This window comes from Enterobacter bugandensis (assembly GCF_900324475.1).
In the GTDB taxonomy this organism is placed as follows: domain Bacteria; phylum Pseudomonadota; class Gammaproteobacteria; order Enterobacterales; family Enterobacteriaceae; genus Enterobacter; species Enterobacter bugandensis.
Map to the genome: position 1 here is coordinate 3,595,936 of NZ_LT992502.1, position 12,931 is coordinate 3,608,866.

The window sequence follows — 12,931 nt, forward strand, 5'->3', positions numbered from 1 at the left end:
ATATACATCATTGGATTACTGGCGACTGTCATTTGCCTGGCGCAACAGCGTGCGGCTTTCACTCTGGAAACGCGTGGCGTAATCGCCGAACCAGTGCTCCACTTTGCGGAAGCTATCGATAAACGCCTGCTTGTCTCCGTGCTCCAGCAGCGTAATGGCTTCGCCAAAGCGTTGATAGTAGCGCTTGATCAGCGCCAGGTTATTTTCAGACGACATGATGATGTCGGCGTAAAGCTGGGGATCCTGCGCAAACAGACGCCCGACCATCGCCAGCTCAAGACGATAGATCGGTGAAGAGAGCGCCAGCAACTGTTCAAGCTGCACGTTCTCTTCAGCCAGATGCAGGCCGTAGGCAAAGGTCGCAAAGTGGCGCAGCGCCTGAATGAACGCCATGTTCTGATCGTGCTCGACCGCGCTGATGCGGTGCAGCCTCGCGCCCCAGACCTGAATCTGTTCCAGGAACCATTGATAGGCTTCCGGCTGACGGCCGTCGCAGTAAACCACCACCTGCTTCGCCAGGCTGCCGCTGTCCGGGCCAAACATCGGGTGCAGCCCGAGCACCGGGCCCGTATGCGCAGCCAGCATCGCCTGCAGAGGACCGTTTTTAACGGAAGCCAGATCCACCAGAATGCAGTCTTTTGGTAAAGGAGGAAGCTTCCCGATGATCTGCTCCGTCACGTGGATCGGCACGCTGACGATAACCATTCCGGCATCTTTCATCAGTTCCGGTGCTTGTGCCCAATCCTCTTTTTCCAGAATGCGCACCTGATAGCCAGAAAGCGTCAGCATTTTCTCGAACAGACGCCCCATCTGCCCTGCTCCGCCAACAATCACCACCGGACGCAGGGACGGACAGAGGGTTTTAAAGCCCTTGTCGTTTTCGCTGGAATAGGATTCCCGCATCACGCGACGCAGAACATCTTCAATCAAATCCGGCGAAACGCCCAGCGCCTGCGCCTCTTTACGACGGGAGGCCAGCATTGAGGCTTCGCGCTCCGGGACGTAAATCGGCAGGCCGTATTTGCTTTTCACCTCACCGACTTCGGCAACAAGCGCCATACGGCGCGCCAGCAGGTCCAGCAGCGCCTTATCCACTTCATCAATTTGATCGCGCAGTGCGGTCAATTCAGCAACCATAACTACCCTCTTAAGCCAGACGCGTCGCCAGCTGGCCGCTTAAATCTTTATGGATCTCACGCAGCAGCGCATCGGTGGTTTCCCAGCTGATGCAGGCATCCGTCACGGAGACGCCGTGCTTCATCGCGCTGCGCGGCTGTTCTGATGACTGATTACCTTCATGAATGTTGCTCTCAATCATCAGGCCGATAATCGAACGGTTTCCGTCTTTGATCTGTGCGACCACGGATTCCGCAACCGCTGGCTGGCGACGGTAATCTTTATTCGAATTACCATGACTGCAATCTACCATCAGTGCCGGACGCAGTCCCGCCTGTTCCATCTCTTTTTCACACTGCGCCACGTCCGCCGGGCTGTAGTTTGGCGCTTTACCGCCGCGCAGGATCACATGACCGTCCGGGTTGCCCTGCGTTTGCAGCAGGCACACCTGGCCCGCCTGGTTGATCCCAACAAAGCGGTGCGGCATGGCGGCGGCGCGCATGGCGTTGATCGCCGTCGCCAGGCTGCCATCGGTACCATTTTTGAAGCCAACCGGCATCGACAGGCCAGACGCCATCTCACGGTGGGTTTGCGATTCAGTCGTACGCGCACCAATTGCGGACCAGCTAAACAGATCGCCCAGGTATTGCGGGCTGTTTGGATCCAGCGCTTCGGTTGCCAGCGGCAGCCCCATGCTGACCAGCTCCACCAGCAGGCGACGCGCAATCTTCAGGCCTGCTTCCACATCAAACGAGCCATCCATGTGCGGATCGTTGATCAATCCTTTCCAGCCAACCGTCGTGCGTGGCTTTTCAAAATAGACGCGCATCACCAGGTAGAGGCTATCGCTGACCTCCTCCGCTAATGCTTTAAATCGACGCGCATACTCAATGGCGGTTTCAGGATCGTGAATAGAGCAAGGACCACAAACCACCAGCAGGCGCGGATCGCGGCCAGCGATAATGTCAGAAATGGTCTGGCGAGAGTGCTCGATCTGAGCCTCCTGCGCGGCGCTCAGCGGAAACTCCGCTTTCAGTTGATCCGGGGTAATCAAAACCTGTTCGTCAGTGATATGTACGTTGTTCAGCGCGTCTTTTTGCATGATAGCGATCCTGTAAAGCTCGTTTGCGATAGTTGTTTTCCTCAGTGAGGTGAAACCACGATACCATAAAAAGTAAACATTTCAATCCAAAATACGTACACATTAGTTTACAGTCGCACAATAAAGGCAAAAATCAGCCGCTAAAATCGTAAACTTTAAATTACACTCTAAATTTCTTCCGCCAGGCTATGCTGAAGAAAAAGGAGAAGGGTTATGCGATCGATTGCTTTCGTCCTGCTGTCGCTGTTTTTATCGGGCTGTCAGATTAATCCTTACACTTTCCAGCCCAACTGGACGAGCCCGGACTGGTTCAGCGCGGGTAAAGAAGACGCCATAAATGGCCTGCCGGTTAAAGATAACCAGACCCTGGCCGATAGTTTTAACGACCCCCACGTCGATCGTAATGAATATCTTCGCGGCTATGCTGATGGTCAGAAGAAAGTGTGTGAAGAAGGCTTTATTCATGCATGGGGATTAGCGGGCAAATCTTATCCAGCCAGTTGTGATACTGTTGAAAATGCAGCGAAACTGCATGCGTCATGGCAAAAAGGAATGGATGAAAGTATGCGTTCCAGCAGGCTTAATTAAGTCTGCTTTTATTCTTTGGAAAATAAACAACTGTAGGATTTAGCTTAGGTCAGCCATGGGCTATTTCTGACATAATGACGGTTCTGATAAACAATGGTATTCTGCCCGCAACTCTTAAGGACATCTATTTCCGGAGCGGTACGGCGGATTCTGGTGAGAAATTTATACTTGAACTCTTTGTTCCGACTCACTCTGGTGCTAATGCTGTTCCTTATGGTGGGCCCGGCGATGGCAGGCGCGCTCTCGGAGACAGATAAATCGGTACGTTCTATTATCTCAGGCATAGTGAGTTATACGCGATGGCCGTCGCTTTCCGGTCAGCCTAAACTCTGCATCTATGCCACTTCTCACTATACGCACGCGCTCAGCGAAGACCAGGGGCATAACGAGTTACCTTATACCCCCGTTATTGTACGTAACGATCGGGAAGCCCTGGCCGCGACATGCGATGCTGTTTATTTCGGGACTGAACCACCTGCGAAACAACTTGAATTAATAAGTCAATATCAGGGCAGAGCATTGCTATTAATCTCAGAGCAAAATCCGGAATGTGTTATTGGCAGCGCCTTTTGCCTGATAATCGATCGTGGCCAGGTGCGATTTTCCGTCAATCTGGATGCGTTGACACGCAGTGGCGTCAGGGTTAACCCGGATGTATTGATGCTTGCACGGAATAAGCAGCATGGATAAAGATTTCATCTCGACGCAGCGTCCGACGTTTAAAAGAACGCTGAGGCGAAACAGCATGATAAGCGTCATCATCACAATGACGTTAATATGGCTGTTGCTCTGTTTTGCCTCGGTCGTAACATTAAAACAATACGCGCAAAAAAATCTCGAATTAACCGGCGCCACAATGAGCCACAGCCTTGAAGCCTCTCTGGTTTTCAACGATTCACTGGCGGCCAACGAAACGCTCGCTGCGCTGGGTAAGCAGGGGCAGTTTGCCGTAGCAGAAGTCATCAACGGGCATAAAAAGCGCTTTGCCTACTGGTCCTGGAACCCGAAGGATAATAACGACACGCTGGGGGCGCTGGTCAGCCGCTGGCTTTTCCCCGTTCCGGTTGCGCAGCCCATCCTGCACAACGGCGCGAAGATAGGTGAAATACGTCTTACCGCGCGTGACAGCCTTATCAGCCATTTCATCTGGATGTCGTTTGCCGTCCTCACCGGCTGTATTCTTTTTGCAACCGTCGTCGCGCTCACCATTACCCAGTCTCTGCACCGCGGCATGGTCACTGCGCTGCAAAATATCACCGACGTTGTGCATGACGTCCGCACCAATCGCAACTTTTCCCGTCGGGTGAAAGATGGGCGCATTGAAGAATTCCATCAGTTTGGAGAAGACTTCAACAGCCTGCTGGACGAGATGGAGGAGTGGCAGCTTAAGCTCCAGGCGAAAAACGCTCAGCTGCTTCGTACCGCCATGCACGACCCGCTCACCGGTCTTGCTAACCGCGCTGCGTTTCGTAACAGTATTGCGGCATTAATGAATGACCCCTCGGCAAAAACAAACTCGGCCCTGCTCTTTCTCGACGGTGATAATTTTAAGTTTATTAACGACACCTGGGGACACGCGGCAGGAGACTGCGTGCTGATTGAAGTCGCCAGCAGGATGATGGAATTTGGCGAGAAACGCCATCAGTCCTACCGCCTTGGCGGTGACGAATTTGCCATGGTGCTGTACGGGGTGCATTCTGAACCAGAGGTTCAACACATTTGTGCTGCGCTAGCGCAGCAGTTTATCCGTCCGTTTGATCTGCATAACGGACAAAAAGCATCGATGTCACTCAGCATTGGCTTTGCTCTGGCGTGGGAAAATGCTTCCGTGGAAGCATTACTGGAGAGGGCTGACCGCAACATGTACCAGGTTAAAAACCAGCGTACGAAAACAATAAGTTAGAAAGGATACACTATGTTAAAACGTTACTTCGCGCCGTTAATTATGGCCTCACTGGTTCTGGCAGGCTGTCAGTCGCCACCCCAGGGCAAATTTACTCCTGAGCAAATCGCGGCGATGAAGTCATACGGTTTTAACGAACTGAACGGCGACTGGTCGCTTGGTATGTCGGACACCATCCTCTTTGATAAGAATGACGCCAGACTGCGTCCGGAAAGTGAAACACAGATCCAGTCCATGGCCTCTCGTCTGGCGAAAACTGGCCTGAATCACGCGCGAATGGACGGCCATACGGATAATTACGGTGAAGCAAGCTACAACGAAGCCCTGTCGTTAAAACGCGCCAATGCCGTGGCCGACGCCTGGGCGAAAGGCGCGAATATCCCGCGCAGCAATCTCACCACCCGGGGATTAGGCCAAAAATATCCGATTGCGAGCAACAGCACTGCACAAGGGCGCGCTGAAAACCGCCGGGTGTCAGTGGTTATCAGCGCGCCATAGGATTATTTAGCGGATGATTCGGTGAGCGACACGCCTGTTGCCGCTCGCCAGCGCAGCCAGTCAATCAGAACAAACAGCGCCAGACTCACGCCCATCACAGGCAAAGCCAGCCCCAGCAGTGCGCTGATGACCACGGTAACACCTCTTCCCCACCCTGACAGCGCCAGCCAGCTCTGAGTAAGCGTCTGCACAGGATTCATTGCCGACTGTGCCGGACGACGCATCCACCACATCCGGTATCCCCAGATGATAAGCACGCACAGGGCAAGGCCGAAGGCAACGAGCAGCAGCTGATTCACCACCCCGAATAAGATCCCCATATGGAAATCCACGCCCCAGCGGGTCAGTTTTGCCATGAGCGGGAAGTCCTCGAATCGGGTTCTGTCGAGGATCTGCATCGTACCGGGATCAACCGCAACGGCGTCCACCTGAGTCGGCCAGCTGCGGTCGATTTCCGTCACTGTCCATGCGCGATCCATTGTTTTCGCCGGGCGGATCTCCAGCCTGTTGGCATCAATCCCCGCTTTACGCGCCGCGCTTAACACACCGTCAAACCGCGTCAGATCCATCGCCATTTCCGGCATCATCATTCCGCCGTGATGGCCACGGTGTTCGGCGTGCTCATCCACGCTCTCCGGCACGCCGGATAGCATCGTATTCACCTGCGGGGTTAGCCAGTTCAACTCAGCGCGCAGCTTATCAACATTCCCCCCCGCCCACTGGGACCAGGTCAGGCCGGTTGCAGAGAAGAGCAGCATGCCCCCCAGTAATATCCAGCCGAGCGTCACATGCACCCGACGGCGGTTCTGGAAGCGATTGTTAATCCGGCGTTTTGGTCGGGTATAAAACCACAGGGCAATCCCTCCCAGTGCGGCCACCCACATCCAGGAAGCGGCCAGTTCGCTATAGAGCCGCCCGATATCGCCCAGCATCAGAGAGGTATGCAGATAATCAATGGTCTGACGCAGCGGTAAAATCCCGCTGGTGCCGTACACCGTCATATCCCCCCGCACCGCCAGGCTTACCGGATCGATAAAGATCGCCCGGTTTTCCGAGGACCCCAGCGTCGGGTCAGCAAACATCACGCGGGTGGTTTCACCTTCAACCAGCCCCGGGCGAACGGCGTGCAAACGCAAATCTGAGCCAACGGCCTTTTCCGCCGTGGCGATTTGTTCCGCCAGCGGTTTCGGCTCGCCCACAGAATCCGTATGGAGCGCGTGCCGGTAGAGCGCATTCTCGAGCTGCGGGGTCGCCACGTACAGCGTACCGGTCAGCGCGGCGAAGAAGATAAACGGGCCGACAAATAGCCCGACGTAGAAATGGAGACGACGCAGCAGGTTTCCCCATGCCGCGCGCGGAGTGCAGGTAGTCATACTTTTCCTTTTTAAGGCAGTAAGTTATCGATTTATTTTTTTTAAAGGGAAAAAGCAGACTGCCGCGGCGGCGCGCGGGTATCAGGGTAAAGCCAGGGGAAAAAGTGCCAGTGGCTGACCGCCTGACGCGGCGGCTTCACGCGAAGCCTTTGCAGCACGATACTGAGCAGCACTATCAGCGCGTGCATCACGCCCGGCACGTGGGCTAACAGCACGCAGTAGCCGCACGCTTCCGCATGGTCGACCGGCATTGTGTGTGGCATATCGCCGTGATGCTCGTCCATCGACATCATGCTCATGTCATGATGCATGCCCGGCATGGCGCTCATGGGGTCTTTCTGCAACGAGACGGAGATAAGGGGTGCCACCACGATCAGCAGGATCGCAAACAGCGCGGTCAATGCCGCTGCGCGTTTCCGGTTAGGCTGATGCAGTACGTTATCCACTTCCCCTCCATGCAAGAGGCAAGCATTGTAAATGATTTATGACGAAAGGGTTAACGCGAGAGGTGCGATGGGATAAAAAAAGGGCCAGCCTTTCGGCCAGCCCTTTCTAACAGGATGTCGCTTAAGCGAATCTTAGTTCAGACGCTCTTTAATACGAGCAGACTTACCAGTACGCTCACGCAGGTAGTACAGTTTAGCTTTACGTACAGCACCACGACGTTTAACAGCAATGCTGTCAACTACCGGAGAGTGAGTCTGGAAGACACGCTCAACGCCTTCGCCGTTGGAAATTTTACGAACAGTGAATGCAGAGTGCAGACCGCGGTTACGAATAGCGATAACCACGCCCTCGAATGCCTGCAGACGTTTTTTGGAACCTTCAACAACCCATACTTTCACTTCCACGGTGTCACCTGGACGGAAGGAAGGTACGTCCTGCTTCATCTGCTCTTGTTCAAGTTGCTTAATAATGTTGCTCATAATTTAATCTCTTATCCTGGGTAAACTGATATTCGGGAGCGTATTACGCCTTCCCATCATGTTCATGCTGCTGGTGCGCGTGTTCGGTTTTGAACTCGGCCAGCAACTTTGCTTGCTCTTCAGTCAGAGCCAGGTTTTCCAGAAGTTCAGGTCTTCTAAGCCAGGTTCGGCCCAGCGACTGCTTCAAACGCCAGCGACGTATCTCGGCATGGTTTCCTGACAGTAACACTGCCGGTACTTCCATCCCTTCTAACACTTCAGGACGAGTATAGTGTGGACAGTCTAGCAACCCATCGGCAAAGGAATCTTCCGTTGCCGAAGCTTCATGGCCCAGAACCCCCGGAATAAACCGGGCGACGGAGTCAATCAGCGTCATTGCGGGTAACTCACCACCGCTGAGAACGTAATCGCCGATAGACCATTCTTCGTCAATCTCGGTTTGAATTACGCGCTCATCTATCCCTTCGTAGCGCCCACAGACCAGAATCAGCTTTTGATTCATCGCCAGTTCGCTCACGCCCGCTTGATCAAGCTTGCGTCCCTGAGGTGACAGATATATCACCTTTGCGCCTTCACCTGCCGCGGCTTTTGCTGTGTGAATGGCGTCCCGTAAGGGTTGCACCATCATTAGCATCCCCGGTCCGCCGCCGTAAGGACGATCGTCCACGGTACGGTGCCGGTCATGAGTAAAGTCACGAGGACTCCAGCTCTGGATGCTCAGCAGGCCATTCTTTACTGCCCGGCCAGTTACCCCGTAATCGGTAATCGCGCGGAACATTTCAGGAAACAGGCTAATTATGCCAATCCACATAGCGCCGTCTTTTACCGTTTATCCGGAGAATTTAAAAACCAGGATCCCAATCTACTTCAATGGTTTGAGTAGTGAGATCGACTTTCTTGATAACCTGTCCATCGAGGAACGGGACCAGCCGCTCCTTGATGCCAAATGCATCTTTCAGGTTTGCCTTAATGACGAGAACGTCATTTGACCCGGTTTCCATCATATCGATGACTTTCCCCAGGCTGTAACCTTCAGTGGTGACTACCTGGCAGCCCATAAGGTCTTTCCAGTAGTAGTCGCCCTCTTCCAGCTGTGGCAACTGCGACGAATCCACGACAATTTCACAATTAGTCAGCGCATTCGCGGCATCACGATCGTCAATGCCTTTCAGCTTGATGATGATGTCCTGATTGTGGTGACGCCAGCTTTCCAGCTCGACCTCTTCCCACTTACCGGCTTTCTGGATGAACCAGGGCTGGTAATCAAAAATGCTATCAGCGTCTTCAGTGGAGGAAAACACTCTGAGCCAACCACGGATACCGTAGCAAGAACCCATTTTTCCCAATACGATCGGTTCAACAGGTGCTTTATTGCTCATCATGACCACCGTGACAGATTAAGCTGCTTTGTTTGCTGCTTTGATCAGCGTAGCAACGCGATCGGAAACAGTAGCGCCCTGGCCAACCCAGTGAGCGATACGATCCAGATCCAGACGGGTTTCTTCTTCTGCGCCAGAGGCCAGTGGGTTGAAGAAACCAACGCGCTCGATGAAGCGACCGTTGCGTGCATTACGGCTGTCAGTCACAACAACCTGGTAGAACGGACGCTTTTTAGCGCCGTGACGTGCTAAACGAATAGTTACCATAACATCCTCTTGTGTGAATAAAACAACCGGGCCCCATCGAGGAACGGAGCCCGGGTGTCATATTAAAAGCCCGAAAATTTTACTCATTTTCGGGCAAAAAGCAATCTCAAAAGCGATTAACGCCCTGGAAAACCGGGAGGCATCATACCTTTCATGCCGCGCATCATCTTCGCCATGCCGCCTTTCTTCATTTTCTTCATCATGCGCTGCATGTCGTCGAACTGTTTCAGAAGGCGGTTAACGTCCTGCACCTGCATGCCGCAACCGGCAGCGATACGGCGCTTACGGGAACCTTTGATGATTTCTGGCTTGGCTCGTTCCTTCAGCGTCATGGAGTTAATGATCGCCTCCATACGCACCAGCACTTTGTCATCCATCTGGGATTTAACGTTGTCAGGGATCTGGCCCATGCCCGGCAGTTTGCCCATCAGGCTTGCCATGCCGCCCATGTTTTTCATCTGACGCAGTTGCTCAAGGAAGTCGGTCAGATCGAAACCGTCGCCTTTTTTCAGCTTGCTGGCGAGTTTTTCAGCCTGCGCGCGGTCAACCTTGCTCTCGATATCTTCGATCAGCGACAGCACGTCGCCCATGCCGAGGATACGGGAGGCGATACGGTCCGGGTGGAACGGCTCCAGCGCTTCGGTTTTCTCGCCCACGCCGAGGAACTTGATCGGCTTACCGGTGATATGACGAATAGAAAGCGCCGCACCGCCGCGGGCATCACCGTCGACTTTGGTCAGCACCACGCCGGTTAACGGCAGCGCTTCGTTAAACGCTTTCGCGGTATTCGCCGCATCCTGACCGGTCATGGCGTCAACAACAAACAGGGTTTCTACCGGGTTGATAGAAGCGTGCACCTGCTTGATTTCGTCCATCATCGCTTCGTCAACGTGCAGACGACCGGCGGTATCCACCAGCAGCACGTCGTAGAATTTCAGCTTCGCTTCTTTCAGCGCGGCGTTAACGATGTCGACAGGCTTCTGGGCAACGTCGGACGGGAAGAAGTCCACGCCGACCTGCTCGGCCAGCGTTTCCAGCTGCTTGATCGCCGCCGGGCGATAGACGTCCGCAGAGACCACCAGCACTTTCTTCTTGTGCTTTTCGCGCAGGAATTTACCCAGCTTACCGACGCTGGTGGTTTTACCCGCACCCTGCAGGCCCGCCATCAGCACCACGGCCGGCGGCTGAGCCGCCAGGTTAAGCACCTGGTTCTCTTCGCCCATCGCCGAAACCAGTTCGTTACGAACGATTTTGACGAACTCCTGACCCGGGGTCAGGCTCTTGTTAACTTCATGACCAACCGCCTTCTCTTTTACGCGGTTGATAAAATCACGAACAACCGGCAACGCCACGTCTGCTTCCAGCAGCGCCATGCGCACTTCGCGCAGCGTTTCCTTGATGTTCTCTTCAGTAAGGCGTCCGCGGCCGCTGATGTTGCGCAGCGTGCGCGACAAACGATCGGTTAAATTATCAAACATTGTCTCTCGCCTGAGTAGAAACGTTGGGCCGCATTGAGCGACACATACACAGAATTTTGCCGGAGTATAACATGAAGGCGCCTTTGTTGTTATGCAACGGTTGGAGCAGGCGTCACGTAACGTTATACTGCTTCTCTTTCTTATTAAGACAACTGTCGATGCCTATATGCCTGTTTTCGCACTGATCGCCCTTGTTGCCTACTCTGTCAGCCTCGCGCTGATTATTCCCGGACTGCTGCAAAAAAACAGCGGCTGGCGGCGCATGGCTATTCTTTCGGCGGTCATCGCACTGATAAGCCACGCGTTTGCGCTGGAATCACGCATTATTCCCGGCGACGGCAGCGTGCAAAACCTGAGCGTCCTCAACGTCGGCTCGCTGGTCAGCCTGATGATCTGTACGGTAATGACCATCGTCGCGTCTAAAAATCGCGGCTGGCTGCTGCTGCCGATTGTCTATACCTTCGCGCTGATCAATCTGGCTTTAGCCACCTTTATGCCTAATGAATTCATTACGCATCTGGAGGCGACACCGGGGATGCTGGTGCACATCGGCCTGTCACTGTTCGCCTATGCGACGCTGATCATCGCCGCGCTTTACGCCATGCAGCTCGCCTGGATTGATTACCAGTTGAAAAACAAAAAGCTGGCGTTCAACCATGAAATGCCGCCGCTGATGGTCATTGAGCGTAAGATGTTCCACATCACCCAGATAGGCGTGGTGCTGCTGACGCTCACGCTCTGCACCGGCCTGTTTTACATGAAGAACCTGTTCAGCGTGGAGAATATCGATAAAGCAGTGCTCTCCATCATCGCGTGGTTTGTCTATATTGTCCTGTTGTGGGGCCATTATCATGAAGGCTGGCGCGGTCGTCGCGTCGTCTGGTTCAACGTCGCGGGTGCGGGCATTCTCACCCTTGCCTATTTTGGCAGCCGCTTCATACAGCAATTTGCTGGCTAAGTTATAAAAGGAGTTCCCCCTGGAACACATCTCTACCACCACGCTGATCGTTATCCTGATCGTCATGGTGGTCATCTCCGCCTATTTCTCCGGCTCGGAAACCGGCATGATGACCTTAAACCGTTACCGGTTGCGTCATCGTGCTAAACAGGGTAACCGTGCCGCCCGCCGCGTTGAAAAACTGCTCCGCAAGCCGGATCGGCTGATAAGCCTGGTACTTATCGGCAACAACCTTGTCAATATTCTGGCCTCAGCCCTCGGCACCATCGTTGGGATGCGCCTGTACGGCAATGCCGGGGTCGCGATTGCCACCGGCGTGCTGACGTTTGTGGTGCTGGTGTTTGCCGAAGTACTGCCAAAAACCATCGCCGCGCTTTACCCGGAAAAGGTGGCCTACCCGAGCAGCTTCCTGCTGGCACCGCTGCAGATCCTGATGATGCCGCTGGTCTGGCTGCTGAACATGGTCACGCGCGTTTTAATGCGGATGGTGGGGATCAAAGCCGACGTCACTATCAGCAGCGCGCTCAGCAAAGAAGAGCTGCGCACCATCGTGAACGAATCCCGCTCGCAGATCTCCCGGCGCAATCAGGATATGCTCCTGTCGGTGCTGGATTTGGAAAAAGTGAGCGTGAACGACATCATGGTGCCGCGTAACGAAATCGTCGGTATCGACATCAACGACGACTGGAAAGCCATTGTCCGCCAGCTGACGCACTCTCCGCACGGGCGCATCGTGCTCTATCGCGACTCGCTGGATGACGCCATCAGCATGCTGCGCGTGCGCGAAGCCTACCGTCTGATGACCGAGAAAAAAGAGTTCACCAAAGAGGTGATGCTGCGCGCCGCCGACGAGATTTACTACGTGCCGGAAGGTACGCCGCTCAGCACGCAGCTGGTTAAATTCCAGCGCAACAAGAAAAAAGTCGGCCTGGTGGTCAACGAGTACGGCGATATTCAGGGCCTGGTGACGGTCGAAGATATTCTGGAAGAGATTGTCGGAGACTTTACCACATCGATGTCCCCTTCCCTCGCGGAGGAAGTGACTCCGCAGAACGACGGTTCGGTGCTGATTGACGGTAGCGCGAACATCCGTGAACTCAACAAAGCCTTTAACTGGCATTTGCCGGAAGATGAAGCTCGTACCATGAACGGGATGATTCTGGAAGCGCTTGAAGAGATCCCGGCGGCGGGCACGCGGGTGCGCATTGAGCAGTACGATATTGATATCCTGGACGTGCAGGACAATATGATTAAGCAGGTGAAGGTGCTGCCCGTTACGCCACTTAGGGAAAGTATTGCCGAGTAAAGCGTAGGCCGGGTAAGGCGAATGCCGCCACCCGGCA

The 12,931-nt window shown here is 54.1% G+C and carries 15 protein-coding genes; 6 read left to right on the forward strand and 9 right to left on the reverse strand.

Going from position 1 to position 12,931, the window contains the following annotated elements; genetic code table 11:
• Window positions 1-15: 15 nt before the first annotated feature.
• Window positions 16-1,137 carry a bifunctional chorismate mutase/prephenate dehydrogenase gene (gene tyrA / locus DG357_RS17320; protein WP_028014119.1) on the reverse strand — a complete coding sequence of 374 codons (1,122 nt, stop codon included), beginning with the start codon at window positions 1,135-1,137 and terminating at the stop codon, window positions 16-18.
• Between the two features lie 10 nt (window positions 1,138-1,147).
• A complete protein-coding gene (gene aroF, locus DG357_RS17325; RefSeq protein WP_041908638.1) occupies window positions 1,148-2,218 on the reverse strand; it encodes a 3-deoxy-7-phosphoheptulonate synthase AroF in 1,071 nt (356 codons plus the stop codon).
• Window positions 2,219-2,431: 213 nt separating this feature from the next.
• On the opposite strand from aroF, the gene DG357_RS17330 reads away from it, so the two are divergent.
• The 4 genes from DG357_RS17330 (at window position 2,432) to DG357_RS17345 (ending at window position 5,207) form a co-directional block, all read left to right on the forward strand.
• A complete protein-coding gene (locus DG357_RS17330) occupies window positions 2,432-2,806 on the forward strand; it encodes a DUF2799 domain-containing protein (protein ID WP_041908636.1) in 375 nt (124 codons plus the stop codon).
• 228 nt (window positions 2,807-3,034) lie between these two features.
• Window positions 3,035-3,496: a YfiR family protein gene (locus tag DG357_RS17335; RefSeq protein WP_408608535.1), complete on the forward strand. Its 462-nt coding sequence runs from the start codon at window positions 3,035-3,037 to the stop codon at window positions 3,494-3,496.
• Window positions 3,489-4,709, forward strand: a complete 1,221-nt coding sequence (gene dgcN / locus DG357_RS17340; protein WP_088204854.1) for a diguanylate cyclase DgcN — start codon at window positions 3,489-3,491, stop codon at window positions 4,707-4,709. Before DG357_RS17335 ends, dgcN begins: the two co-directional genes overlap by 8 nt.
• Window positions 4,710-4,721: 12 nt before the next feature.
• The gene (locus tag DG357_RS17345) at window positions 4,722-5,207 is read left to right on the forward strand and encodes an OmpA family protein (RefSeq protein ID WP_088204855.1); all 486 of its coding nucleotides are present in this window, start codon (window positions 4,722-4,724) and stop codon (window positions 5,205-5,207) included.
• A 2-nt stretch (window positions 5,208-5,209) separates the two neighbouring features.
• On the opposite strand, the gene DG357_RS17350 is transcribed toward DG357_RS17345, so the two are convergent.
• The 7 genes from DG357_RS17350 to ffh all read right to left on the reverse strand — a co-directional run bounded on the left by DG357_RS17350 (window position 5,210) and on the right by ffh (window position 10,630).
• The gene (locus DG357_RS17350; protein WP_088204856.1) at window positions 5,210-6,580 is read right to left on the reverse strand and encodes a PepSY-associated TM helix domain-containing protein; all 1,371 of its coding nucleotides are present in this window, start codon (window positions 6,578-6,580) and stop codon (window positions 5,210-5,212) included.
• Window positions 6,581-6,621: 41 nt separating this feature from the next.
• The gene (locus tag DG357_RS17355; protein ID WP_088204857.1) at window positions 6,622-7,026 is read right to left on the reverse strand and encodes a DUF2946 domain-containing protein; all 405 of its coding nucleotides are present in this window, start codon (window positions 7,024-7,026) and stop codon (window positions 6,622-6,624) included.
• Between the two features lie 132 nt (window positions 7,027-7,158).
• Window positions 7,159-7,506, reverse strand: coding sequence for a 50S ribosomal protein L19 (gene rplS, locus DG357_RS17360; RefSeq protein ID WP_002914145.1), 348 nt, complete (start codon window positions 7,504-7,506; stop codon window positions 7,159-7,161).
• 43 nt (window positions 7,507-7,549) lie between these two features.
• The gene (gene trmD, locus DG357_RS17365) at window positions 7,550-8,317 is read right to left on the reverse strand and encodes a tRNA (guanosine(37)-N1)-methyltransferase TrmD (RefSeq protein ID WP_088204858.1); all 768 of its coding nucleotides are present in this window, start codon (window positions 8,315-8,317) and stop codon (window positions 7,550-7,552) included.
• A 31-nt stretch (window positions 8,318-8,348) separates the two neighbouring features.
• Window positions 8,349-8,888: a ribosome maturation factor RimM gene (gene rimM / locus DG357_RS17370; RefSeq protein ID WP_003863136.1), complete on the reverse strand. Its 540-nt coding sequence runs from the start codon at window positions 8,886-8,888 to the stop codon at window positions 8,349-8,351.
• Between the two features lie 15 nt (window positions 8,889-8,903).
• Window positions 8,904-9,152 (reverse strand): 30S ribosomal protein S16, encoded by a 249-nt coding sequence (rpsP, locus tag DG357_RS17375; protein WP_022649067.1) that lies wholly within the window; start codon window positions 9,150-9,152, stop codon window positions 8,904-8,906.
• A 116-nt stretch (window positions 9,153-9,268) separates the two neighbouring features.
• Window positions 9,269-10,630 carry a signal recognition particle protein gene (gene ffh, locus DG357_RS17380; RefSeq protein WP_003863132.1) on the reverse strand — a complete coding sequence of 454 codons (1,362 nt, stop codon included), beginning with the start codon at window positions 10,628-10,630 and terminating at the stop codon, window positions 9,269-9,271.
• 166 nt (window positions 10,631-10,796) lie between these two features.
• Here ffh and DG357_RS17385 point away from each other — a divergent pair, with 166 nt between their 5' ends.
• Together DG357_RS17385 and DG357_RS17390 are read left to right on the forward strand one after the other, a co-directional pair.
• Window positions 10,797-11,588, forward strand: a complete 792-nt coding sequence (locus DG357_RS17385) for a cytochrome C assembly family protein (RefSeq protein WP_032645009.1) — start codon at window positions 10,797-10,799, stop codon at window positions 11,586-11,588.
• A gap of 19 nt (window positions 11,589-11,607) precedes the next feature.
• Window positions 11,608-12,894 carry an HlyC/CorC family transporter gene (locus DG357_RS17390; protein WP_032644905.1) on the forward strand — a complete coding sequence of 429 codons (1,287 nt, stop codon included), beginning with the start codon at window positions 11,608-11,610 and terminating at the stop codon, window positions 12,892-12,894.
• The last annotated feature ends 37 nt before the right edge of the window (window positions 12,895-12,931 follow it).